We start from the raw sequence: 24,318 nt of genomic DNA on the forward strand, positions 1-24,318 counted from the left end.
TGGGGCGACTTCATGACCGAGCTCGCTGTCGAGCTCCTTCAGGGGCCGCTCCCGTCGCGCGCCGGACCGACCACGACGGAACGCCCGGCAGCCGAGGATTTGGTAGCCGGGGCGCTCCGGGAGGTCAGGACGCCGCCGGTGCGCTGCTTTACCGCGACCCCGGCCCGGTAGGTCTTGTAGCCCATGTCCTCCATCCGCTGCCCGGGACCCCTGGCGGCCTGGACCACCCCCGGAGGCGGCATCCCCTGCGGCAGGCACCGGATCTTCGGGGGCTGCCTGGATCAGGCGCTTCGCCGGTCCCAGCGGCGACAACCGGGCCAGTGTCCGATGCAACAGCCGTCCGGCCAGCCGATTCCGGGACCGCTCCATCCGCCTATCGCAAGGTCCAGTGTCGCGGGCAGCTCGTCCCGGGTTTCGTTTTCCCTCAGCGCGTCCTCAGAAGCGCAAGTCGCCTTCGTCTGGTGTCGCCAGCGTCAGCACGGCTTCCTCCACCGTTTCGTGGTCCTCCAGCTCACGCTCGATCCTGCGCAGGGTCACGGCTACTTCGTGTTCCGGGTGGTCGCCTTGCAGGTCCACCGCCGCGACGAGGTACAGCTTGCGGGGGCCGACGAACTCCAGGTGGAGGTAGGTGAGCCGGGCAATGTCCTGGTGTTTGAGCACCCGCCGGGCCATGGAACGTTCGATGTCCGGGGTTACCCCCTGGCCCACCAGAAACCGCCGGTTACGGTCGATCAGCACCACGGCAACAACCGCCAGCAGAACACCGACGGCTATCGAGCCCATGGCGTCCGGCAGAGGCGATCCGGTGACCTGGCGCAAAAACACGCTCGCAAACGCGACTACCAGGCCAACGAGCGCGGCAGCATCCTCCGCAAATACTGCCCGCAGGGTGGGATCGGAGCTAATCAGGACCTGCTCCAGTGTGTGCCGTTCCAGCTCATGGGCTGCCTCACGCGTCTGGCGGAAAGCCTGGACAAACGAAACTCCTTCCAGGACAAAGGCCACGGCCAGGACCACGTACGCCACCAGGAAGTCGGACGCGGGCTCCGGTTCAATGATCTGCTGGATGCCGTGCATGATGGACACCACCGCCCCCGCGGTGAAGAGCCCGAAAGCGGCGAACATCGACCAGACATACGCCTCCCGGCCGTAACCCATCGGATGGCTTTTGTCCCGCGGGCGACGGGAGCGCCGTTCCGCCATGAAGAGGAACACCTGGTTGCCGGTGTCCGCCCAGGAGTGCGCGGCTTCTGCGGTCATGGAGGCAGATCCGGTGAGGACTGCTGCCACCGACTTGGCCGCGGCAACAAGGGCGTTCGCCGTGAAGGCGATGACAACAGTCTGCAGTGTGGAGCCGGGTTTATATCGTTTCTCGGATGCCGCCATGGGGATACCGTACCCATCGGGACGGAAATGATGCCCCGGCAGTAGTACGGGACGCTGATCCAGGCGCGGTGGCCGGCCAGCTTGATGAGGCGCAGCTCGTCCGCGCCGCGCCGCTGTCAGTCATATCTCCGCCTGCTGACGGGACACCGGCCGCCAAATCGACAGGGCCGGGCGCAGTCGACAACCCGATGGTCAAGGATCTGGGTGAGCCAGGTTCCTACACCGGTTCCGGCCTCACCTGCCGTGGCAAACCGCACCGGGATCCTCCTCAACGACGTCGACGTTACGAAAAGAGTCCGCGACGTGAGGATGTTCTCAAGCATGATGCTGAGGGCGGTGGATATGTTGACTAGAGCTGCATGTGCTCTGTTTGCGGTCCTGGGCTTCCCAGGACACGGCTCCGGCGCCCTCCTGCTCGCCACGTTCCAAGTATCCGCCCTTCACACGACCACCCGGGCCGGGCGACGGGTGCAGATCAGATGGACAACTCCGGATGGAGAAGGGGTCGCTTCGATTTCAAAGCGTTGTTCGAGTCCTTCGAGTCCATCCCAGATTCGTTCACCCCGGCCCAGGACGATCGGGACGAGGACGATGTGCATGTGGTCGATCAGATCGGCCTCGAGGAACTGTCGAATCGTGCTGACGCCGCCACCGATCCGGACGTCGAGGTCGCCGGCCAGGGCGCGAGCTTGCTTGAGCGCGGAGACGGGGTCGGCGTCAACGAAATGGAAGGTTGTTCCGCCGTCCATTTCGAGTACGCGCCGGGGATGGTGTGTCAGAACAATGACAGGGGTGTGGAAGACAGGGTTATCGCCCCACCAGCCCTTCCATTCCTCGTCCTCCCAGGGACCGCGCTGAGGGCCGAATTTGTTGCGCCCCATGATCTCCACGCCGATCCCGGGCCCCCACGTGCTGGCAAACGCCTCGTCAACGCCGAAGGATCCCTCCGACTCTCCGTGGATGCCCATCTCGCGGAACGTTCGCGTCTCGAAAGCCCACTCCATTAGTCGTGAGCCTGCATGGCCGAGCGGAGCGTCGAGTTGCTGGCCCTCGCCGGCGCCGAAGCCGTCGAGGGAGACAGAGAAGTTATGCACGCGGACGAGGGACATGTCATCTCCTGAAGTGCTTGTCGTTGGCAATCACTGTATAGCTTCACATCCTCACCGGGCACGAGGTCACGCAAGTAGTCCAAACCTCACGGTCAGGGACGAAAATATCCCAACGTTGGTGGCTGCTAGCGGACGATGGCTGGGATAAAGTCCCTACTTCCCCCGTTAATGATGCAACCCTCTCCAGGGCTCGACATTCGCGTGCTTGCCGCCGGCTTGTCGGCAGCTACGCCGGATGTCGGTGACCTGCTAGATTCCCCGGTTTCGCCGGCCGCTCCGTTTCGACGCTTGAACTGTTGCACCTCCGGTTCAGACTTTGGTGCACTGATCCCAGAGCAAGGCTGTCCCGTTGCGCAATCGACGACGTTTGGTAAGTTTACTGATTATTGCCCGCGCCGTGGACTTTGGTCCTCCGGGCGGAATAGCTTCGAAACCGACACAGTGAGTAGGCGGACTATGAGCGACACGGACAAGCAAACAGACCAACCAAAAGACCCACGTGGCGGCTACCACACCGGTCCGTTCCCCGAGCAGGAACAGAAACAGCCCGGCCTCACGGCGCCCATGGATCCCAAACCGGACCACGGGGAACTCAGCTATGAGGGGAACGGCAAACTGGAAGGCAAGGCCGCGCTGATCACCGGTGGCGACTCCGGCATCGGCAAAGCCGCGGCCATCGCCTTCGCACGTGAAGGGGCCGACGTCGCCATCTCCTACCTGCCGGAGGAGGAAGATGATGCGCAGGATACCGCTGACTGGATCCGGAAGGCTGGACGCCGCGTCCTGCTGTTCGCCGGGGACGGACGCGAGGAGGACTTCAGCACCCGCATCGTGGAGGAGTCGGTGCAGGAGTTCGGACGGCTGGACGTGCTGGTGCTGAATGCGGCCTACCAGAAGAACCGCGAGAGCCTGGAGACCCTTCCCACCGAAGAGTTTGACCGGGTCTTCCGCACCAACCTGTATTCGCTACTCTGGTCCGCGCGGGCGGCCGTGCCGCACCTGAAGGCCGGCGCCTCGATCATCACTACCGCGTCGATCCAGGCCTTCAATCCCTCTCCCGGCCTCATCGACTATGCCATGACCAAAGCCGCCCAGGTTGCCTTCACCAAGGCCCTCGCCCAGGAGCTCGGGCCCAGGGGGATCCGGGTCAACGCAGTGGCGCCAGGCCCGATCTGGACACCCCTGATCCCGGCCACCGAGTGGCCAGACAAGCTCCCGTCATTCGGCCAGGACACGCCCCTTGAGCGGGCAGGGCAACCGGCCGAGCTCGCCGCGGCGTACGTGCTGCTTGCATCGGAAGATGGCTCGTACATCTCCGGAGCGGTCGTTCCGGTCACCGGGGGCAAGGGGCTCTAAACAGGAACGCACAGCGTAACGGCACCATGATCAGAACCATCAAGACCAGTAATGCGCAACGGGAGGAAGCAAGAGACAGTAAAACCAGCAAACCGAGCCTGGCACAGCCCTTGGCAACGATCTCCATGGGTCGGCGCCGGTCTCCCGGGAGTCGGGCCAGGAAGCCGCAGGCATTCCGGACGGCAGCGGAAACGACCTGCCGCAGGAGGAAACGCCCAATGACGACGGCGAAAGCTTGGACGCCGAATGAAGGGCGCCATCACCGTGCCTGCACGGGCGAAGCGGACCGCGGATGGCAGCAGCACGAGGTAATCGGCGGCATTGGACCTGTTCCGGTGGGCATGCTCCCAGCCAAATGCCACCGGATTTCGTGTAGTTGGCTCAGCGGCACGGGGCCGCGAACCTCCGGCTGCCCCAGATCCCGGCTGGCTATAAGCCGGGATCTGGCGTAGCTCTGAAACACGCTCCGGCGGGCCGGACGTAGCCACGTCCCTGGCCGTGGAGCGTATCGGTTCGCGGGCCGCTTTAGCAGTAGATGTCCCGGCCGCCGACGCTCAACTCTCCGCCTGGGCGGGAACCGAAGCAGGGGCAGGGGCCACGTCGGACAAGCGCAGAAAGGTCAGTCCGCGCCGCCGCAGCAAGGGAACGGCGGCTTTGATACCGTCGGCGGTGCCGCTGTGGGGGTGGTTGGCGTGCGCGATGACAATGTCCCCTGCTGCTGCTCTGGATACTTCAGCCGCGACCGTCGGTGCCGGGAAGGTCGCGCCGCCGTCGCCGTTGACGCTGAAGGCCACGGGAAGCAACCCCATCGCCTTGGTGATCTCCACGGCGACGTCGTCGAAAAAGGCAGTGCCCGGCCGGAAATAGCGTGGTGGTTTGGGCATCAGGCCAGCCAGGTATTGCTGGTTGATGCTCACCTCGTCGAAGCAGGAACCGGCGTCCTGCGTGCCGGCGATTCCGTAGGCGCTCCTTCCGCTTACCGACATCGGCCGGTGTGCTGACCCGTGGTTGGCGACCTCGAACAGGGGGTTGGCGATAAGGCGCCCGGCGGCGCCCCTGTTCGCGTGCACCCAGCGGTAATTGAGGAAAAATGTCGCCGCGACGTCATTGCGCTCCAGGAAGTCGAGCAGGTCCTTGTCCACGCGGTTCCCTCCGGGGCCGCCACAACAGTCGAAGGTCAGCGCGACGGCGTTGAGGGCCGTTGTCCGGAGCTGCACCCCCGGCGCCTCCAGGCCCCAATAGTGCGGGGCCGCGGCGCCGAATCTCTTGACGACGCGGGCGCGCTCGGCCGGCAACGCGGTGGCGGGGTCGGTCTGCACGCGGCCGGGTGTCCCAGGGTGCCGCCGGTCCGAGGGCTGTGCCGACTCCGTGGCGCTGGGCGCAGTTGCGGGTGCGCAGGCGGAAAGGGCAGCCGCAAGGCCTGCCAGCACGAAGGCGCGGCGGTGTGGAACGGGGGAAGAGAGCTTGGGTACCGGGCCGGCGGGCGAGTCATCACCCAGGGCCGAGTCGGAGCGCAGCATCGGGGTCACACAAAATACTCTAAGCGCAAAGCCGGAACGGCCCGAATTCCGCAGGAGTTACGCGTGGCGCCGCACCAGCTGGGACGCCGACAATACCTCGGCCGAACTGCTCGCCCACATCGCCAAGACCGGCGTCGAGCCGGTCTTTACCTTGATCTGCTAGGCGTGGCCCCTCCTGAAGACTCGGCTCCTGAAGACTCGGCGGCTCCTGTTGTCGCGGCGCTCAGGACCCAGGTCTCTTCCGACGCCCGCGTCCCAGGGTTTGGGCACCGACAGAACCAGGGTGAGGATCAGCAAGGGAAGCACTGTCGCGTGATACGCCACGTCCACGGGTTGGCCGCCGATGATGGTAAATGTCAGGCCGACTATGAAGCCAGCTATGGCGAAGCCAGTCGCAGCCTGCGCAGCAGTGCGTCCGTGCTTCGGGCTGCTCATGGCAGCGACGGCTCCTGCGGTGAGAACGACGCCGATGACCGCTTCGGCGATTCCGGCGGCTTCAGGGTTGTAGGGTTTCGTGCCGCCGCGGATCGCGCCGGAAAGGTGCAGCGCCGAGATCGCCGCCAGGGAGAGTGCCTCGACGACCATCAGCGCCGCTATTGCGCGCCGCCTGCGGTTCGAGGCGAACCCGGGAGCAGAATTCATGTTGGTTGTCATGCCAGTCACGCTACGCGCCAGCCGCGGTATGTGCATCGCCTTAGAGATGTATCTGGCGTGCTCCCAACGTAGTACTGTTCCGCGGTGAGACGGGCGACCCCTTCCGCGCACACACTCGACCACAAGTACCTCGGTGCCGAGCACCGCCTGCCCGGACTGGCTGGCCCGAAAGCCGGGATCCCAACCAGAAATGAGCGCCCCCCACTTCAGTACCCGACACTACGACGCATCATCCTTGTTTTATCCGGCGGCGTTTCCGCCCAGCGCACCGCCAGCGCTACCAGGCGGGCCACTAATTCGAGTGCGGTCCCGGGGACCAATAGCCCTCGTGGGCCAAGGTTTTCCCACGCTGCCCTGCGTAGCGTCGGAGTTGTCACCACGGTCTGGGCTCTAGGGGGAGGAGGCACGGATGGATTTTCGCAGCTCCTTGCGCCTTTTCAGCACGCTACTTATCACGGGCAGGGCCCTTCGCCGGAGCCGGGTACATCCCCGGCGGCGAATTGCTTCCCGGCCCAGTGACTACGGCAGTTCTCACCACACGGCCGCCGGGGCTCCGATGAAAGCAGCAAAAGTCATTGCCGCCTGCCTGTTGTTCACTTGGCAGGTTACCCCGGCCAGCGCGGCAACCGCGGCGGGTTCCCCACCGCCGGACCGCACCGTGCTGGGCAACGACATCTCCTGGCCCCAGTGCGGCAGTGACCTTCCGGAACTCCGGGGATTTGCCGTCATCGGCGTGAACGGCGGGCGGCCTAACACCACCAATCCCTGCCTGGCCACCCAACTGGCGTGGGCGGCCAGCACATCAGATCCGGCCAAAGTGGCACCCGTCGCGCTATATGTCAATGCAGCCAACCCTGGATCCGCAACGGCCTCATGGTGGCCCACATCAAACGCCTATCGGGGCACAGGCGTCAGCAACCCCTATGGGATGTGCAACGGCACCGAAACCGCGGCCTGTGCCTACATCTACGGGTACGCCATGGCGTATGACGACGTGAACGTCCGAGGCGTCCCCAATGCCAAACACCGTTTGTGGTGGCTGGATGTGGAAACCGGGAACAGCTGGTCACCCGACCTGATAGCCAACACCGCAGACCTGGAGGGCATGACCGCATATCTGCAGAGCATCGGCGCAGAAGTAGGCATCTATTCCACCACCTACCAGTTCGGCGAAATCACCGGCACGCTTGATCCCGGCAGCAACTTGAACAAACTCAAGAGCTGGATCGCCGGGGCAACCTCAAAAGCCACCGCGCGCGCCTACTGTTCCTCCTCGCCGCTCACCTCTGCCGGGATCGTTGCCCTGGCACAATTCACCGCGGGACCTTTCGACTACGACTACCCATGCGTCCCCCTCCCCCCGAGGCCTCCAGCACCACCGCCGAGACCGCGGCAACCGCCGCAAGCGCCGGATCCGCTGGGTCCGCCCCGCGCGCTATCACCCATGCGCTTCTATTAGCCCGACAAACGGTTCCGGACCCTGTCATCCCTACCGGTTGTCATGCGGGCCACTGTTCAGTGCATCGATTCGGTTCATCTCGTCGCCCCAGGTCCGGGCCGAAGGCCTTGGGATTTACTACCTGGCGGGCCCGTTTGGCTGATTTTGGACGACACTGGGTCTATGACGGAGGTGCCAGCGGAGAACGATCTGGAGCCAGCCCGTGCCACTGAGCGGACCCCGGTGTCCACCCTCCCATCACCTGTCAACCAGGACAGAAAAGTGCCGTCGGTGGCACCCACGGCACACCTAGATTCACCATCGCGAGTCCAGCAACTCACCCGAGGAACGAACGGCCCGACCCTCTTTCAGGGGTGTCCGGCGTTGACAAGCCAGAACACTAACGAAGGGCAGATGTTCCGCCTCAGCTGCACCCTTGCCACCCAGTGGCTACTCGAGTCCATTGATGCACGCAACTCGAGGCCGGCGAAGTCGAGGTCTGACCCCACAGCTACTCGGTTCTGGTCCCCTCTGCAGGGGCATAGCAGCCCGACAAGAGTAGCGCGGCGCACAACCCCAGGATCGCCGCGAGGGGACTCTTCTCTCTTTTCACGGGGAATCCCTTTCCGGGCTCCGTAGCAAAAGTGCGCGTGCCACCCCCGGGTCTTCCTGCGTCGTAACTCCGGGCATGGAGAGCGTCAAGGGCTATCACGGTCGCCAGGAGGACCAAAGATAAACAAACCGACCCCACCGTATCGGTGAACCAGTGGTATCCCAGATACAAGCGGCTCGCCGCCTCCGCGACCAGCCCGGCGGCAGCGGCGAAGGCAACAATTTTCCGAAAGACTTGGGAATGACGTGATACGACCAGCTAGGCGCCAACGAGCAGAAAGTTTGAAGCTGCGACTACGTGCCCCGAAGGAATGAAGAGGTGGGATCCGGGCCGAGCATCATCAGCGTCGACGGTGGCCGGGACCGGCCAACAAGATGTGCGGTGATCTCCGTGAGCACCACCCCGGTGATCATTGTTCCAGCCAGCAGCAAAGGACGCCAAAGGCGACGCCACAGGAGGGCCCAAATAGCTAAGACGATGAGAACGACGACGGGCAGAACGACCGGGCCGAACACCGTGGGCAGAAAAGTCATGGCGGCCGTGGCCGCAAGGGTGCGATGGTTGGCAAACCAATTCATCAGCGGCCTGTCAACACTGGCAATACCAACACTGTGCAGCACGTTTCCGAGGGTCGGAAGAACAACGACGCCGCCGCCAAGCCTAGTACGAGCGAGCCGGCGTAAAGAGCTAAACGCCGACCTGAAGTGATTTGATGCTCATCATCGAGGCGGAAGTGTCGGGGGATGTTCCCGGACGTCCGGTTGAATCTGGTTAACAACTCAGTTTCCTCTGTTCTGACCGTGGCTCTTGCGCCAGCGGCCCGATACGCCGACGGGGCCGGGGGCCTTGAACCGTGCTCAATTTCAGGGCCGCAAGCTGTGTCGGGTCCTCCAAGGCATCGGCGAACTGCCGTTCGCCGTGGCCTGTCAAGGCAGGCTCCGGCAGCCAAGCCTGTCCCGGCGGCCCCGGGTACGGTCGCCCCTGCGGTCACCAGGATCTCCCGCGCCGCCTCCGGGACTCAGCCCGGGGCCCACCGGTACGGCGCGCAGTTGCAGGCGGACTGTCAGGGAGTCTTCTTCGTGTATGTTTCTCCGTGCGTCCGTGCGGACTGTCCCTCCGGCAGTTGGGCGGCTTCCAGTGGCCTGTCACCGCCGCGCCGCAGGCTTAGCATCACAAGGCCGGCAGCTAACAGACAGCATGCCAGGAAGATAGATGTGGCAAGGAAGCTGCCGTGCGTCAGGTCCTGCAGATACCCTCCCACGTAGGGTCCGACGAATCCGCCGAGATTGCCTACCGCATTGATCAGTCCCATAGCGGTTCCAGCCACGGCCACCGGCATCGCACGGGACGCGGAAGCCCAGAAGGGACCGTCGTAGGCCAGGGCTCCGGCGACGGCGATGCTGATGAGGGTGACTGCGAGGAACGGAAGGTTGTCCCCGGTTGCCACCGAGATCACCAGGGCAACCGCACCGACGGCCATCGACAGCAGGACATGGGTGGAGTAGCGGCCGGAGCGGTCGGCTGCCTTGGCGTTGTACCAGAGGCCGAACATCGCCAGTACGTAGGGAATCGCGGTGATCAGGCCAACTTCGACGGAGGACCCGGAGGTGATTGTCTTGATCACGTGAGGGAGCCAGATGTTGATGCCGTAGAAGCCGATCTGGATGAGGAAATACACCAGGGTCAGTCGCCACACCACTGAATTGGACATAACGTGGCGGAGGCCGAGCCTTTCCTGCTGGGGATGCGCTGCAGCATCGGTAGCAAGTCCCTTCTCGATGTACTCGCGCTCCTGGACGGAGCACCACGAGGCTTCACGGGGGTGGTCTGCGATCAGGGCCCACCACAGGGGTGCGGCGATGACGAACGGGAAGATGCCTTCGATGATGAACAGCCACCGCCAGTCTGAGAAGGAGAGGATCCATCCGGAGAGCGGCGCGGTGATGATGGAGGCGATGGCGATGTTCATCATCCAGAACGCGTAGGCCCGTGCCCGTTCAGCGGCGGGGAACCAGTGGCTGATGAGGACAAGGATCGCCGGCCAGATTCCGGCCTCGGCGACGCCGAGGAAGAAGCGCACCACGAGCAGCTGGGTGAAGTCCTGGATGAATCCGGAAAGGATGGCCAGCACACCCCAGATGAGCACCATGATGCCGACGAACTTCTTCGCACTCCAGTGCTCGGCGAGGTAACCGCCGGGTATCTGCAGGACGAGGTAGCCGATAAAGAAGATGCCGGCGGCCAGCCCCTGTTGGGCGGCGTCGATGCCCAGGTCCTGGTGGAGTCCGTTGAGGGCGAACCCGATATTGGTCCTGTCCATGAACGAGATGATGTAGACGACGATTGCGACGGGGATCAACCGCTTCCATCGGGCATTGCCCACTGCCGGTGCTGACGTGACGTTGTGTGCCATCGGAATTGCTCCTTCGCGATATGCCGACCAGACCGCGCCCCAGCACGCTGTTGCTCTCCCGCGAGCCCCCGGCGGGGCCGCTTTCCGCCGGGGGCGGAACGAGCAGGACTTCGCGGGTGGAGCCGACCTGGTGGTGGAATCCGGCCGCCGCCGGCGGTCCTCACCCGCGAACCACTGCTTTTATTCAAACGCAACTGTTGCGATCATGCAAGGGTTACGTCCTTGGGCGCCTTTATCTCCGATTTCACCTGCGGCTCGCGGTCTTGGCTGCCGACCAACCAATGGCTGTTGAGATATGCATTTGTTCGCTGGTCAAAGCAAAGGGCGGCGCCGCGGCAAACAGCCCAAGCTCAGCAAGAGACAGGAAGCCGTCTGTGCAGCCCTCCGCAAAGAATGCCAACACAGTGGAACCAGGACTCTATGGTTCCGGCGTCAGTGCGTGCCCGCACCACAAACTGGTGCTCGGATACTGGCTCGACCTCGAACTGATCCGCCCTTGGCCCACCCTAGCCGCAAAGGCGGCCCCCCCTGCGCCAGCATCCTTTGGGAACCAGGGTGGTCTCGGATTCGTTGTACACGGGTGGATCACCAGGGAAGTGGAGGGGCAGGTCATGGCCGCTGATTACGACGAGCTGCGTACCGAGGTTAAGGAATCACAGGATAAGTCTCTTGAGGCGCTGAAGTCCGCCAACGCGCCCGACGCGCTCAGTGTGGTACGTGAACTCGACGCACCTGAGGATGCTGAGGCTCTTGGCGTTCCCGGCGGTGAAATCGTGGCTGAGGAACTTACAGTCCAGGTAGTTCCCGAGGCCGCGGACGAATTCACCTGTCATTCCTGCTTCCTGGTCCGCCACCGCTCGCAATTGGTCCGGGAGCAGGACGGCTACGGATATTGCCGGGAGTGCGAAGGCTGACGGGAGTTCCCCCCTTCGGCCCGGACTGAATTGTTCCCCTCATTCCCGGGAGGACTGTCGTGTAGCCGCGTGGCATCACGGCTCACCATACCTCGGGCCGTTGCGTTTAAGCAACTAGTGCGCGACACTGACCAGTGACGGCGTTTTTATGGAGGAGAGACGATGCGCGCATTGGCAGTTACTCCTGGCAAAGAGCAGTCGCTCCGGCTGCTCACGGTCCCCGACCCGGCCCCCCAGGAGGGTCCGGTGCTCGTGGAGGCGCTGGCAGTGGGTCTGTGTGGGACTGACACGGAAATAGTCGCCGCCGAGTACGGGCAAGCACCCCCCGGCCACGACCACCTGGTGCTCGGACACGAAAACCTGGGACGGGTGCTTGAAGCTCCTGACGGTTCGGGACTGGCCGAAGGTGACCTCGTCGTGGGTATCGTTCGCCGCCCTGACCCCGAGCCCTGCGAAGCGTGTGCGGCCGGGGAATGGGACATGTGCCTGAACGGTGGCTACACCGAGCACGGGATCAAGGGAGTGGACGGGTTTGCCCGGGAACGGTGGCGGGCTGAGCCAAAGGCCATCGTGAAGCTGGACCCGGCACTGTCCGACGTCGGAGTCCTACTGGAACCAACAACTATTGTGGCGAAAGCCTGGGAACAGATCGGGCGTATTGGGCAGCGGGCATTCTTCAGCCCCCGGACGGCAGTTGTCACCGGCGCCGGTCCTGTCGGCCTGCTTGCAGCGTTGCTGGGCGTTCAGCAGGGACTGGACGTCCACGTATTCGACGTAGTGACAAGCGGTCCGAAACCTGATCTGGTCCGCAGCCTGGGCGCCACTTATCACAGTGAACCGTTGCCGGATTCGCAGATCAGTGCAGATGTCCTTGTCGAGTGCACGGGGGTGGCCTCAGTGGTTCTGGATGTCCTTACCTGCCGGGCGCCGGACGCCATCACGTGCCTGACCGGAGTATCCGGCACCGGAAAGCAGACGGGGGTGGACGTCGGCGCGCTCAACCGGCAGGCGGTGCTCAGCAACGGTGTGGTCTTCGGCAGCGTCAACGCCAACCGCCGCCACTACGACGCCGCGGCGAAGGCGCTCACCGAGGCCGACGAGAGCTGGCTGCGCCGCCTGATCACCCGCCGGGTGCCACTGGAAGACTTCGCCAGCGCTTTTGAGCATCAGCCCGATGACGTCAAGGTCGTCCTGGACCTCCAGGGGGCCGGCGCCGGCGCAAACGAGCGGTCATGACTGCAGTCTCTGGGCGCCCGGAAACCAAGGAAGGAGACCGGCTTCCGTCCGGGCGGCAGTACGAAATTCACCTTGGCCGGCAACACGCGCTTTTGACCGAGGTCGGCGGTGCGTTACGGGACTACCTCGTGGACGGGCGGCCTCTCCTGGACGGCTACGGGCCGGATGAGATGTGCACCGGCGCCAGGGGACAATCTCTCATCCCCTGGCCCAACCGGATCCGTGCCGGCAACTACGAGTGGGAGGGCCAGCGGCTGCAGCTTGACCTCAGCGAACCCGAGAAGGGCGGCGCCATCCACGGGTTGACCCGATGGCGCAACTGGGAGCTCATCGAACATAGGGAAGACACTATCTCCTTCGGCTATACCCTGCATGCCTGCCAGGGGTGGCCCTGGGTCCTGGATTGCCGACTGGATTATTACCTGGGCGATAAGGGCTTGAGCGTGCGAACCACCGCCGTGAACCGCAGCCCTGAACCGTGCCCCTACGGAACCGGGGCGCACCCCTACCTGCGTTTGGGGTCTGAGGTCATTGACTACGGGCTAGTCCAGGTGCCCGGACGCACATACCTGCCGGTGGACGCGGCCGGCATCCCTACCGGCCACGCGTCGGTGGACGGCACGGAGTACGACCTGCGCAAGATTCAGCAGCTCGGAGGCCGTCACATCGACGTTGCCTACACCGACCTGCTCCGCGGGGCGGACGGACGGGCGCGGGTGAAACTTGCGCACCCGGACCGCGCCATGTGGGTGGAGCTGTGGGTCGATGAGGGGTACTCCTACCTGGAAATTTTTACCGGCGACACCCTGCCCCAACCGGAACGCCGGCGGACCGGGATGGGGGTCGAGCCTATGACCTGCGCGCCCGATGCGTTCAACTCGGGGGAAGGCCTGATCATCCTGCACCCCGGGGAGTCGCATACGTGCGAGTGGGGCATCAGCCCGCATCCTTTGCTCTGATCGGCGCGGTCTCCCCCGTCGGCTTGGTCTCCCCGTCCCAAGATCGCATCGCGTTGAGTTGCGAAACTATTGCGGATGCGCAACTAGTGCGCTTAGATTAACACATGTGCTGCCATTCTTGGCGCTGGCCGTTTCAGGATCCGGCTCCTAATGTAAAGCGGCCGTCAGAGGTGCCAGGGCCGCCCGCGGCGGCTGCGAAGGCTTCCAGCGCAGATGCCAGCGCGGGCCGCTTACCGGCAGGCATCCGTGAGATCACTTCGGCAATGGCCTGCCGCCGGTGCTCCAGTACGGAACGCACCAGGCTTCTCCCCTTCGTGGTCAGTTCCAGCCGAATGTACCGGCGGTCCACTGGGTCTTCGCGGCGTTCCAGAAGGCCGGCGACGACCAGGCGGTCGCAGATGCGGGTGGCGTTGGACGCGTGGACCCCGAGTTCGGCCGCCACTCCGCCCAGATTCTGCGGCCCCCGGGACTGGATGAGCACCAGGACCCGCAGCTGCGGGGTACTTACAGTCTCCTCGACCTCCGCTACGGATTGGGCTGCCACCCGCAGCAGCACGTCGGCGGCCCCCATCACGGCTTCCACTTCCCGGCTGACAGGCCCCGGCAGCGCGTCTGAAACGGCAGATGTATCCATAAGCACCAGTTTCCTCTGATAGTTGCTGTCCTGCAAAGGTTGCGCAACTCCAGTCGATTGAGGGACCGCCGCAGGGCGGAGAAGGAGAGTCATGAAGACGCCACAGGCAAAAGATGCGGCCGCCACGTTGAGCGGAATCGACAGGTTGATCCGAAACGTGCAGACAGGCCGCTTCGAACGCTCTTTATCAGCATTGACGGCCGCCGGGGCCCTGGTCACGGCCGCAGAGATTTACCTGGAGCACGACAAAGCCAGTTTCGGGAACAAGTGGATGTGGGTCCCGGTAGCCCTGGGGCCGGTGGGCGCGGCCGCAGGCGTAGCGGGGGTGTTCAGCCGCCGGATGGCCAAGACGGCCCTGCCGCTGGCAAGTGCCGCCATCATCATTAACGGCCTGCAGGGAACCTGGCTGCACCTGCGGGGTATCAGGGAGAAACCTGGCGGCCTGTCCAACCTGCGCTACAACGTCGAGATGGGCCCGCCGCTGTTCGCGCCGCTGCTGGTCACACTGGTCGGCGGGATGGGCGTGCTGGCCGCAGTCCTGAGGCGGGAACCGTGACCGGGCTGCCCCTGGACCGGGGTGACGGCGGGGGCCGCTACCCCGGATTTAGCACCCTTGCCCAGGCCCGACATTGGGACCGCGCCACCGCCGCAGTCGTCGGATCCCGAATGGGGCTTCCTCCGGACATCCGCTTCTTCACTCCCTCCGAAGAGGCCGCCGCCCGTGCCCTCTTCGACCTGCTGCTGGACCAGCACGGGGAACAGCGTGTTCCTGTGGTGAACATGGTGGACGCCCGGCTGGCGGAGGAGGAGACCGACGGGTGGCACTATGACAACATGCCACAGGACGGCGAAGCCTGGCGGGCCTCCCTTGCCGCCCTGGACCGGGAAGCCCTCTCCCGCGGAGACTGCACCTTCGCACTGCTCGATCCGGGAAAGCAGGCCCGGCTGCTGCAGGACATCTGTGACCTGGACCGGGACCGCTGGCGCGGCCTACCGGCGGACCGCGTGTGGAGCCTGTGGACCAGGTACGCGTGTACCGCCTTCTACTCCCATCCCCTTGCGTGGGACGAGATCGGCTTCGCAGGCCCGGCCTACCCGCGAGGCTACAAGAACCTGGGTCTGGACCGGCTGGAACCCTTCGAAGTTCGGGACGTCCGTCCCGGCGCCGATCCTACCCATGGGGCAGACCGGTGAGCGGCCTGCGCGAACGGAACGAATCGGCCTGGTTGCTGCCTGCCGGGCCCGGCAGCAACACCCAGTTGCGCCGGGACATGCGCCGGTACGACGAGCGGGATGAAGTGGACATCGTCATCGTGGGCTGCGGAGCCGGGGGCGCTACGCTGCTACAGCGCCTGGCACGCGCGGGGTGGAGAGCGGTGGCCCTGGACGCCGGACCGTTCTGGGACCCGGAGAAGGACTGGGTCAGTGACGAAGCCGGCTCCCACCACCTCTACTGGACCGAGCCACGCGTCATCGCCGGGGCCGATCCCGTGCCGCTAGGATCGAACAATTCGGGCCGGGGCGTGGGCGGTTCGATGGTTCACTTCGCTGGGTACACGCCGCGTTTTCACCCCAGCGACTTCCACACCTTTAGCGCTGACGGGGTCGGCGCCGACTGGCCGCTGGAATACCTCGACCTGCGGCCGTTCTACGAGGACATCGAGGCGGAACTGCCGGTATCCGGCGAAGACTGGCCGTGGGGCGACCCGCACCGATACCCGCACCGGCCGCATCCGGTTTCCGGGAACGGGGAACTGTTCCTGCGGGGGGCGAGGGCCTGCGGCATCACCGCGAAGGTGGGGCCGGTGGCGATCACCAACGGGCGCTTCGGCAACCGGCCGCACTGCATCTACCGGGGGTTCTGCCTCCAGGGCTGCAAGGTCAACGCCAAGGCCTCCCCCCTGATTACCCACGTCCCTGACGCCCTCGCCCACGGTGCGGAAATCCGCCCCGATTCGATGGCCACGAGGATTGGACTCGACGAACGCACGGGGCTGGCGACCGGCGTCGAGTACGTCCACCATGGCACGCAACGGTTTCAGCGCGCCCGGCTGGTGGCCGTGGCCGGCTACTCGATCGAGACGCCCCGGCTGCTGCTGAACTCGGCCTCCGCCAGGTTCCCGGAGGGGATGTGCAACGACTTTGACCAGGTGGGCAGGTACCTGATGGTCCAGGGGGCACCACAAACGGCCGGGCGTTTCCAGTCCGAGGTGCGGATGTGGAAGGCCCCTCCCCCGGAGGCCAGCACCGAGGACTTCTACGAAACCGATCCCGGCAAACTCTATAAGCGCGGATATTCCATCCAGTGCGTCTCCCCGCTGCCGATCACGTGGGCAGAGCACGTGGCCGCGCAGGGACACTGGGGCGCCGACCTTCGCCGTTACATGAGCGATTACCCGCACTGGGCCTGCCTCGGCGCACTCTGTGAGTTCCTTCCCCTCGAGCAGAACAGGGTGACGCTAGCGGACGAAACGGACCGCAACGGCACGCCTATAGCCTGCTTCAGCTACAGCCAGTGCGAAAACGACCGGCAGCTGATGTCCGCCGCGCAGCATTCCATGGAGAAAATCCTGACCGCCGCCGGCGCGGAGGAGGTCATAACCATCAACCGGTATGCCCACCTGGTCGGTGGGGCCCGCATGGCCGTCACCGAGCACGCCGGTGTGGTGGACCGGAACTGCCGCAGCTTTGCCGTACCAAACCTCCTGGTTACCGACGGCAGCGTGCTGCCCACCCAGGGCAGTGCCAACCCGGCCCTGACCATCATGGCCTTGGCGGCCCGTACGGCGGCGGTCCTGACCAAAAACGCCCGGAGCGGCGTCCTGACGAGCACGAAGGAAGAATGATCATGGCAATTACAGTGGCTGATTACCTCCTCTCCCGGCTGGGTGAATGGGGGGTGGATAAGGTCTTCGGGTTTCCCGGCGATGGCATCAACGGCATCCTCGCCGCGTTCGGCCGGGCAGGGAACCAACCCAAGTTCATCCAGGCCAGGCACGAGGAGATGGTTGCCTTCGAAGCGGTGGGCTACGCGAAATTCGGTGGCCGGGTCGGCGTGTGCATGGCCACCTCCGGCCCCGGCGCCATCCACCTCCTCAACGGGCTCTACGACGCCAAGCTGGACCACGTCCCGGTCGTGGCCATCGTGGGCCAGACCGCCCGGAGCGCCATGGGCGGTTCCTATCAGCAGGAGGTGGACCTGCTGACCCTGTTCAAGGATGTCGCCTCCGACTACGTCCAAATGGTCACCGTTCCCGAGCAGCTGCCCAACGTGATCGACCGGGCCATCCGGATCGCCGAGGCCCAGCGGGCTCCGACTGCCGTTATCATTCCGGCCGATGTCCAGGAACTCGATTACGCCGCTCCGACGCACGATTTCAAGATGGTCCCCTCCAGCGTCGGAGTGCGGTGGCCCGATATCCAGCCGGACGCCGACGCCATCCGCGGCGCCGCCCAACTCCTCAATGAGGGCTCAAAGGTGGCGATCCTGATCGGCCAGGGTGCCCGGGGTGCGGCCGCGGAGGTGCAGGAGGTGGCCGAGCTGCTCGGTGCCGGCGTAGCCAAGGCCCTGCTGGGCAAGGACGCGCTGCCCGACGACCTGCCCTATGTCACGGGGTCCATCGGCCTGCTCGGCACCCGACCAAGCTACGAGATGATGCGCGGCTGCGACACCCTGCTCACCATCGGCTCCAGCTTCCCCTACACCCAGTTCCTCCCGGAGCCGGGGCAGGCCCGCGGCGTGCAGATCGACGTCGACCCGAAGATGATCGGCCTGCGCTACACGAACGAGTTCAACATTGTCGCGGACGCCGCCACCGCACTCCGGGCCCTGATTCCGCATCTGGAGCGCAGAGGGGACCGGTCCTGGCAGGAGGATCTGCAGGACAAGATCAGCCGGTGGTGGGAAACCATGCACGACGAGGCGATGGTCAGTGCCGACCCGGTCAACCCGATGCGGCTGTTCGCCGAGTTGTCCAAGAGGCTGCCCGCCGATGCCATGCTCAGCGCCGACTCCGGATCGTCCGCCAACTGGTACGCCCGGCAGCTGAAGTTCCACGGCGGGGTCCGCGGCTCCCTCTCGGGCAACCTGGCCACCATGGGGCCAGGGGTTCCCTACGCCATCGGAGCCAAATTCGCCTACCCCGGGCGCCCAGCCATCGCGTTTGCCGGCGACGGCGCCATGCAGATGAACGGGCTGGCGGAGCTGATCACGGTCAAGCACTACTGGCGTGAATGGTCAGACCCGCGCCTGGTAGTGGCCGTCCTGCACAACAATGACCTGAACCAGGTCACCTGGGAAATGCGGGCGATGGGCGGCGTCCCGGCCTTCCGCGAATCACAGGCCCTGCCCGACGTCGACTACGCCGGATTCGCCGCAAGCCTGGGACTGCAGGGCATCACCGTTGAGAGCCCCGACGACGTCGGACCGGCCTGGGAGAAGGCCCTCGCCGCAGACAGGCCCACCGTCCTGGATGTCCACACCGACCCGGACATCCCGCCCATCCCCCCGCACTCCACCCTGGAGCAGGCCCGCAACACCGCCAAGGCCCTGGCCAAAGGTGATGAGAGCGCCTGGGGCGTACTCAAGGAAGGGGTCAAGACGAAGGTCCAGGAATTCCTCCCCCACAAGGAGGGCTGAGCCGTGGCCGTCCCGGAGGCCCCCGTCAGAGCCGTCACCGCCGCCGCTTACACCGTGCCCACCGACGCCCCCGAAGCCGACGGGACCTTCAGCTGGGAATCCACCACCATGGTCCTGGTCCAAGTGTCTGCAGCCGGGCAGACCGGGCTCGCCTGGACGTACGCCCCTCCGGCGGCAGTGGATCTGGTCGAAGGACTGCTCGGCCCCGCCGTTCACGGAATCGACGCAGTGGACGTACCGGCAGCAGCGGCGGCCATGGCCCGGGCGGTACGCAACCCCGGCCGCACAGGGCTGGCATCCTACGCTGTCTCCGCCGTCGACTGCGCACTGTGGGACCTGAAGGCCCGCCTGCTGGAGCTGCCGCTGCACAAACTGCTCGGAGCGGTCAGGGACAGGGTGGCTGTCTATGGCAGCGGCGGGTTCACCACCTATACGGAGGACCAGCTGCGGGACCAACTGGAGGGCTGGGCCCAGGGCCAACACATTCCCCGCGTGAAGATTAAAATCGGCGAGGACGGGGGAACCAACATGCCACGGGACCTGGCCCGCATCCGCCAGGCCCGTGCCGCGATCGGCCCGGACACCGAACTGTTCGTTGACGCCAACGGCGCATACACCGCCAAACAGGCCATCCGGGTGCTGAGGGCGGCAGCAGAGGAGCAGGTGACCTGGTTCGAGGAGCCGGTGTCCAGCGACCACCTGGCCGGGCTGCGCACAGTACGGCGGGCCGTCGAGGCAGACGTGGCCGCCGGCGAATACGGCACCGGCCTGTTCTACTTCCAGCGCCTCTGCACCGCCAGCGCGGTGGACTGTCTTCAGGCGGACGTGAGCCGGTGCGGAGGCATCAGCGAATGGCTGCGCGTCGCCGCCGTGGCTGCCGCCCACGGCCTGGAGGTCTCCGGGCACTGCGCGCCGCACCTGAGCGTCGCCGTCGCCGCCGCCATCCCGAACTTCCGCCACCTGGAATGGTTCCACGACCATGTGCGCATCGAGAACCTGTTCTTCGAGGGAACGCTTGATCCGGACGGCGGATGGGTACGGCCCGGAGTAGAACCCGGCAACGGGCTGGCCCTGCGCAGCGCCGATGCTGCGGACTACCGGGTCCGCTGATGCGGCGCCGGAATCAAAGAGGAAAGGACCCCCTTGTGAAGATCCAGAGGACCAAGCCGAACGGGCGTACGACGGCGGGAGGTGCGTGATGCCGGCGTGGTTGCAGGCGTGGATGTGGGGCACCATCGCCGGTGGGGCGCTCGTGGTAGGCTGCGGCCTGGCCTGGAAATGGAAGATTCCTTCCAAGGTGGTGTCCTCTGTCATGTCCTTCGGTGCAGGCGTCCTGATCTCGGCGCTGTCCTTTGAACTCGTGGAAGAGGCGGTTAACGGCGGCGGGCTCTGGCCGACTATCGGCGGGTTCGCCACAGGCGCCGGTGTGTATGTCGCGGCCAATGCGCTGCTGGCCAGCAAGGGCGCCAAGCACCGCAAGCGCTCGGGCGGGAAGCAGCCCTCGGAGCAGGAAAAACCGGGCAGCGGGACCGCCATAGCCGTGGGGGCGTTGCTGGACGGCGTGCCGGAATCAGTCGTTCTTGGGGTCGGCCTGGTCACTGCCGGGGCCGTGAGCCCGGCCATGCTGGCCGCGGTGTTCATTTCCAACGTCCCCGAGGGGCTATCCAGCACCGCCGGCATGAAAAGAGCCGGCCGCAGCGCAAAATATGTCTTCGGAGTCTGGGTGGGAATCGCCGTGCTCTCGGGCCTTGCCGCCCTGATCGGGTTCGTTGTCCTGCAGGACGCACCTGGCGGCGTCGTTGCCTTCATCACGGCCGTGGCTGCGGGTGCGATCCTGGCCATGCTCGCAGACACCATGATCCCGGAGGCCTTCGAAGAGCACCATCTCCTCACCGGACTGATCGCCGCCGCAGGGTTCCTGGCGGCCTTCACAATCGACCAGGTCGGAAGCTGAAGCCGATATGACTGAAAGGAAGCCCATGAGCACCAATCCAAGTAATACGGATCCGGCTTATGCAGAACCGCTTAGCACTGACCCCACCGGACAGGACCCCGGCGCCACGGACCCTACGGCGGATGTGAAGGCACAGCTCCAGTCGGCCATTTTCGAGGTCACCCGCGACGCAGAGGGCAAGAGCCTGGATGACATTCTGGAACTGCTCCGCTCAGCATTCGCCCGCCGCGGCGTTGAGGCCCCGCCCAACACCTGGCTGGAATCGGTGGCTTCGGCGGCGTTCTATGGTGAGCCTTACATCATCGACCTCCCCGCCGCACTGGCAGCGGAGGGAGCAGTGCCCGCCCCGAGTGAAGACGTGCGGCGCCAGCTTGCCTCCCGCCGGCAGCTTCGGCAGGAGACGTTGCCGCCCGGGATTTTTCCCGCACCGGCTGACTGGGACATACACGGCGACGACGTCGCCCTCGCTGGCGCGGACCCGGGCGGGCGGGGGCACTCCCGCGCCGTAACCCGGAGGGCACGCGGGCAGGGCGCGGCCTTGGCCGTGGCGGCGCTTGTTGCAGCCGCCGTCGTGGTGGTCCTCGCCACCCGTGCGTCCACTCGGCACCCGGACACCAAACCGGGGTCTTCGGATCCGAGCACCACCAGGAATGGCAGTAATGGCCAGAATTGAAGACTACGCAATCATCGGCGACCTGCACACGGCCGCATTGATCGGCCGCAGCGGATCTGTCGACTGGATGTGCCTGCCGAATTTCGACTCTCCGTCCTGCTTCGCGGCCCTGCTGGATTCCCCATCAGCCGGGCGCTGGTTGCTGGCCCCCGCGGGAGCAGCGGACTGTACCCGCCGGCGCTACCGGCCCGGCACGCTGATCCTGGAGACCGAATGGGACACCGACGACGGAAGCGTCAGAGTCACCGACTTCATGCCCGTGCGCGATGACGGAGCTACCATCGTGCGGATCGTCGAAGGTCTCAGCGGCAATGTGCCCATGTACGGGGAACTGTGCCTGCGTTTCGATTACGGACGCATCGTGCCTTGGGTTCGGCACAACGAACACGGCTTGTCCGCCGTCGCGGGACCGGACGCGGCCTACCTCACCACCGCGGCGCCCCTGGAAGGCCGGGACCTGCGCACCGTCAGCGAATTCACCATCCGCGCCGGCGAATGCGTGCCGTTCGTCCTGCGCTGGGCGCACAGTTACCGCCCCGCGCCGGAACGGACCGAGGCCGTCCGCGCTCTGACGTCCACCGAAGAGTTCTGGCGAAAATGGATCAGCCGCTGTGAAATGGAAGGGAAGTACAAGGACGCCGTCGAACGTTCCCTGATCACCCTCAAAGCACTCACCTACGCCCCCACCGGCGGGATCGTCGCCGCCGCCACCACCTCCCTACCCGAAGACCCCGGGGGCACCCGCAACTGGGACTACCGCTTCTGCTGGCTGCGCGATGCGACACTCACGCTGCAGTCCCTGCTCGCCGGCGGATACACCGAGGAAGCCTCTGCCTGGCGCGACTGGCTGCTGCGCGCCATCGCCGGCGACCCCGCGGACCTGCAGATCATGTACGGGCTCGACGGCACCCGCCGGCTGCCCGAAACCGAACTGACCTGGCTGGCAGGCTACGAAGGCTCCAAACCGGTCCGCACCGGAAACGCCGCCGCCCCACAACTGCAACTGGACGTGTGGGGCGAAGTCCTCGACGGACTCTCCCTGACCCGCGCCGCCGCACCTCCCGGGACCGTCGACGACTCCTGGGACATCCAGGTCGCACTCATGGACTTCCTCGAAGGCGCCTGGGACCAGCCCGACAACGGGCTCTGGGAAATGCGCGGCCCCCGCCGCCACTTCACCCACTCCAAGGTCATGGCCTGGGTCGCCGCAGACCGGATGGTCAAAGGAATCGAGCAATCCGGGCTCCCTGGTCCGCACCAGCGATGGGCCGCTCTCCGGGACACCATCCACACCGACGTCATGACCCACGGCTTCAACGAAAAACAGAACACCTTCGTCCAGTCCTACGGCAGCAACGAACTCGACGCCAGCCTGCTCCTGATACCCCGCGTCGGATTCCTGCCCCACGACCACCCCCGGGTCACCGGCACCGTCGACGCCATCCAAAAGAACCTCACCGACGACGGCTTCGTCCTCCGCTACCGCCCCGAGGCCAGCAACGACGGACTGCCTGGCACAGAAGGCGTCTTCCTCGCCTGCTCCTTCTGGCTCGCCGACGCGCTGCTGGGCATTGGCCGCCACCACGAGGCCGTCGAACTCTTCGAACGCCTGCTCTCACTAAGAAACGACGTCGGTCTGCTCAGCGAAGAATGGGACCCCCGGTCCCACCGGCAACTGGGTAACACCCCGCAGGCTTTCAGCCATTTTCCCCTCGTCCACTGCGCCCTACAGCTGCACCACGGCCGCGCCCATCACAGCGACACCCCCATTCCCCGCCCCAAACACCCCGACCACGACCGCCAGCCGACAAGGAACACACCCACGACAAAGACTGATGTTGGATGAGTTAGAAGTCGTGACTTTGTTAGCTGAAACCCAGCGCGGGATCGTCCAGACCAAACATGTACCGAAGTCCAACCCTTGCGACATGAAAACCCGGCATGCCCGAAACCCCGGGCCGGGGCCGGGCAGGGTCGAAGAAGATCAGAAGCAGACTCCCGGGCACGGATACGCCGGGATACAGGGGAAACCACCGGCCGCTGCAGCAGGCCCCGCACGCCAAGCCGAACCGCACTCAAATCACCGCACTGCTAGTTCTCGTCGTACGCCGCCAGGTCTGCCGCCGTCGTGACCTTGCGCCCGATCACCAGGCCCCGGAATCCCGGCCCAAGCGTTCCAGCTGTTCCATGATCGCCTCACCCATGTCCACTGTGGAGCTGGCAGGCACATGGCAGTAGGCCCAGAGCGTGCGCCTGCCCCTCGGGCCCGTGCTCTATCGGTCAACTTGACCACGGCGGCCGGATCCTCGGCCCAGCTGATGGGCGTGTTCGGCGCATTGCGGATCATCGGCGGCCTCGTCAATCTGGCGATGCCTGGAACACCGGCCATGGAATGGGCTCAGGCGGCCCTGGGCGCCGTGTTGTTCCGCACTGAACAGTGCGAACTTGGGCCGGGGGCCCGCAACTGATCCCGCCAGCCCGTCGCCCCTCCGGGGCGAACCGCAGCACCCAGAGTCCCTGCAGGTCCGCAGGAGGGCGCCAGCCATGACGTTGCTGAGCACAGGACCGCACAGAAATGCTCATGGATAAGCGCCCTCGTCAGCGCGAAAAGCACACACTAATGCACTCAATGCAATGAGCAGCATATGCAAATAAATGGTGGCTGCACGCTCTTTCTCTTCGCTGGCCCCCGGCCTAGACTCATCTCGACTTCATCGGATTCTCAACCCCTGGCCCGCCTCACCCGTCAACCCTCGTGAGGGCCTGGGGACCGGGTTGGTCGGGCGAGGCGCCCACGCCAGGACGAAAGCCGGAAGGAGG

The 24,318-nt window shown here is 65.4% G+C and carries 23 protein-coding genes; 14 read left to right on the forward strand and 9 right to left on the reverse strand.

Features of this window, described 5'->3' with window-relative positions; all coding sequences use genetic code 11:
- Window positions 1–38: 38 nt before the first annotated feature.
- From AC1DFE_RS13585 to AC1DFE_RS13595, 3 genes are all read right to left on the reverse strand, one after another.
- Entirely contained in the window at window positions 39–185 is a 147-nt protein-coding gene (locus tag AC1DFE_RS13585) for a hypothetical protein (protein ID WP_476906399.1), read from the reverse strand.
- Window positions 186–435: 250 nt separating this feature from the next.
- Complete coding sequence (locus AC1DFE_RS13590) at window positions 436–1,386, reverse strand: cation diffusion facilitator family transporter (RefSeq protein ID WP_476906400.1); 951 nt, start codon at window positions 1,384–1,386, stop codon at window positions 436–438.
- 440 nt (window positions 1,387–1,826) lie between these two features.
- The gene (locus tag AC1DFE_RS13595; protein WP_476906401.1) at window positions 1,827–2,495 is read right to left on the reverse strand and encodes a dihydrofolate reductase family protein; all 669 of its coding nucleotides are present in this window, start codon (window positions 2,493–2,495) and stop codon (window positions 1,827–1,829) included.
- 456 nt (window positions 2,496–2,951) lie between these two features.
- Here AC1DFE_RS13595 and AC1DFE_RS13600 point away from each other — a divergent pair, with 456 nt between their 5' ends.
- The gene (locus AC1DFE_RS13600; RefSeq protein WP_476906402.1) at window positions 2,952–3,851 is read left to right on the forward strand and encodes an SDR family oxidoreductase; all 900 of its coding nucleotides are present in this window, start codon (window positions 2,952–2,954) and stop codon (window positions 3,849–3,851) included.
- A 554-nt stretch (window positions 3,852–4,405) separates the two neighbouring features.
- Here AC1DFE_RS13600 and AC1DFE_RS13605 read toward each other — a convergent pair.
- Together AC1DFE_RS13605 and AC1DFE_RS13610 are read right to left on the reverse strand one after the other, a co-directional pair.
- Window positions 4,406–5,371, reverse strand: a complete 966-nt coding sequence (locus AC1DFE_RS13605; protein WP_476906478.1) for a polysaccharide deacetylase family protein — start codon at window positions 5,369–5,371, stop codon at window positions 4,406–4,408.
- Window positions 5,372–5,530: 159 nt separating this feature from the next.
- Window positions 5,531–6,025, reverse strand: coding sequence for a hypothetical protein (locus AC1DFE_RS13610; protein ID WP_476906403.1), 495 nt, complete (start codon window positions 6,023–6,025; stop codon window positions 5,531–5,533).
- Between the two features lie 556 nt (window positions 6,026–6,581).
- Here AC1DFE_RS13610 and AC1DFE_RS13615 point away from each other — a divergent pair.
- On the forward strand, window positions 6,582–7,484 hold the full coding sequence (locus AC1DFE_RS13615; protein WP_476906404.1) for a hypothetical protein: 903 nt from the start codon (window positions 6,582–6,584) through the stop codon (window positions 7,482–7,484).
- Between the two features lie 490 nt (window positions 7,485–7,974).
- Here AC1DFE_RS13615 and AC1DFE_RS13620 read toward each other — a convergent pair whose 3' ends face one another.
- The 3 genes from AC1DFE_RS13620 to AC1DFE_RS13630 all read right to left on the reverse strand — a co-directional run bounded on the left by AC1DFE_RS13620 (window position 7,975) and on the right by AC1DFE_RS13630 (window position 10,489).
- On the reverse strand, window positions 7,975–8,247 hold the full coding sequence (locus tag AC1DFE_RS13620) for a hypothetical protein (protein WP_476906405.1): 273 nt from the start codon (window positions 8,245–8,247) through the stop codon (window positions 7,975–7,977).
- Window positions 8,248–8,369: 122 nt separating this feature from the next.
- Complete coding sequence (locus tag AC1DFE_RS13625) at window positions 8,370–8,696, reverse strand: hypothetical protein (protein WP_476906406.1); 327 nt, start codon at window positions 8,694–8,696, stop codon at window positions 8,370–8,372.
- A gap of 443 nt (window positions 8,697–9,139) precedes the next feature.
- Window positions 9,140–10,489 carry an MFS transporter gene (locus AC1DFE_RS13630; protein ID WP_476906407.1) on the reverse strand — a complete coding sequence of 450 codons (1,350 nt, stop codon included), beginning with the start codon at window positions 10,487–10,489 and terminating at the stop codon, window positions 9,140–9,142.
- Between the two features lie 611 nt (window positions 10,490–11,100).
- Between AC1DFE_RS13630 and AC1DFE_RS13635 the strand changes: the two genes are divergently transcribed.
- The 3 genes from AC1DFE_RS13635 to AC1DFE_RS13645 all read left to right on the forward strand — a co-directional run bounded on the left by AC1DFE_RS13635 (window position 11,101) and on the right by AC1DFE_RS13645 (window position 13,598).
- The gene (locus AC1DFE_RS13635; RefSeq protein WP_476906408.1) at window positions 11,101–11,403 is read left to right on the forward strand and encodes a DUF4193 domain-containing protein; all 303 of its coding nucleotides are present in this window, start codon (window positions 11,101–11,103) and stop codon (window positions 11,401–11,403) included.
- A gap of 162 nt (window positions 11,404–11,565) precedes the next feature.
- Complete coding sequence (locus AC1DFE_RS13640; protein WP_476906409.1) at window positions 11,566–12,639, forward strand: glucose 1-dehydrogenase; 1,074 nt, start codon at window positions 11,566–11,568, stop codon at window positions 12,637–12,639.
- Window positions 12,636–13,598 carry an aldose 1-epimerase family protein gene (locus AC1DFE_RS13645; protein ID WP_476906410.1) on the forward strand — a complete coding sequence of 321 codons (963 nt, stop codon included), beginning with the start codon at window positions 12,636–12,638 and terminating at the stop codon, window positions 13,596–13,598. Before AC1DFE_RS13640 ends, AC1DFE_RS13645 begins: the two co-directional genes overlap by 4 nt.
- A 133-nt stretch (window positions 13,599–13,731) precedes the next feature.
- Here the strand turns inward: AC1DFE_RS13645 and AC1DFE_RS13650 are convergent, their stop codons facing one another.
- On the reverse strand, window positions 13,732–14,232 hold the full coding sequence (locus AC1DFE_RS13650; RefSeq protein WP_476906411.1) for a MarR family winged helix-turn-helix transcriptional regulator: 501 nt from the start codon (window positions 14,230–14,232) through the stop codon (window positions 13,732–13,734).
- A 91-nt stretch (window positions 14,233–14,323) separates the two neighbouring features.
- Here AC1DFE_RS13650 and AC1DFE_RS13655 point away from each other — a divergent pair, with 91 nt between their 5' ends.
- The 9 genes from AC1DFE_RS13655 to AC1DFE_RS13695 all read left to right on the forward strand — a co-directional run bounded on the left by AC1DFE_RS13655 (window position 14,324) and on the right by AC1DFE_RS13695 (window position 23,966).
- Window positions 14,324–14,788 carry a hypothetical protein gene (locus tag AC1DFE_RS13655; protein ID WP_476906412.1) on the forward strand — a complete coding sequence of 155 codons (465 nt, stop codon included), beginning with the start codon at window positions 14,324–14,326 and terminating at the stop codon, window positions 14,786–14,788.
- Window positions 14,785–15,426 carry a gluconate 2-dehydrogenase subunit 3 family protein gene (locus AC1DFE_RS13660; protein ID WP_476906413.1) on the forward strand — a complete coding sequence of 214 codons (642 nt, stop codon included), beginning with the start codon at window positions 14,785–14,787 and terminating at the stop codon, window positions 15,424–15,426. Before AC1DFE_RS13655 ends, AC1DFE_RS13660 begins: the two co-directional genes overlap by 4 nt.
- The gene (locus tag AC1DFE_RS13665) at window positions 15,423–17,078 is read left to right on the forward strand and encodes a GMC family oxidoreductase (protein WP_476906414.1); all 1,656 of its coding nucleotides are present in this window, start codon (window positions 15,423–15,425) and stop codon (window positions 17,076–17,078) included. Before AC1DFE_RS13660 ends, AC1DFE_RS13665 begins: the two co-directional genes overlap by 4 nt.
- Before the next feature lie 2 nt (window positions 17,079–17,080).
- Window positions 17,081–18,871: a thiamine pyrophosphate-requiring protein gene (locus AC1DFE_RS13670; protein WP_476906415.1), complete on the forward strand. Its 1,791-nt coding sequence runs from the start codon at window positions 17,081–17,083 to the stop codon at window positions 18,869–18,871.
- 3 nt (window positions 18,872–18,874) lie between these two features.
- Entirely contained in the window at window positions 18,875–19,981 is a 1,107-nt protein-coding gene (locus AC1DFE_RS13675; protein ID WP_476906416.1) for an enolase C-terminal domain-like protein, read from the forward strand.
- Window positions 19,982–20,069: 88 nt separating this feature from the next.
- Complete coding sequence (locus AC1DFE_RS13680; protein ID WP_476906417.1) at window positions 20,070–20,825, forward strand: ZIP family metal transporter; 756 nt, start codon at window positions 20,070–20,072, stop codon at window positions 20,823–20,825.
- A 25-nt stretch (window positions 20,826–20,850) separates the two neighbouring features.
- A complete protein-coding gene (locus AC1DFE_RS13685; protein WP_476906418.1) occupies window positions 20,851–21,498 on the forward strand; it encodes a hypothetical protein in 648 nt (215 codons plus the stop codon).
- On the forward strand, window positions 21,485–23,344 hold the full coding sequence (locus tag AC1DFE_RS13690) for a glycoside hydrolase family 15 protein (RefSeq protein ID WP_476906419.1): 1,860 nt from the start codon (window positions 21,485–21,487) through the stop codon (window positions 23,342–23,344). Before AC1DFE_RS13685 ends, AC1DFE_RS13690 begins: the two co-directional genes overlap by 14 nt.
- Before the next feature lie 439 nt (window positions 23,345–23,783).
- Window positions 23,784–23,966, forward strand: coding sequence for a hypothetical protein (locus AC1DFE_RS13695; protein WP_476906420.1), 183 nt, complete (start codon window positions 23,784–23,786; stop codon window positions 23,964–23,966).
- Window positions 23,967–24,318 lie beyond the last annotated feature (352 nt).

This window comes from Arthrobacter sp. 05T423 (genome assembly GCF_056396245.1).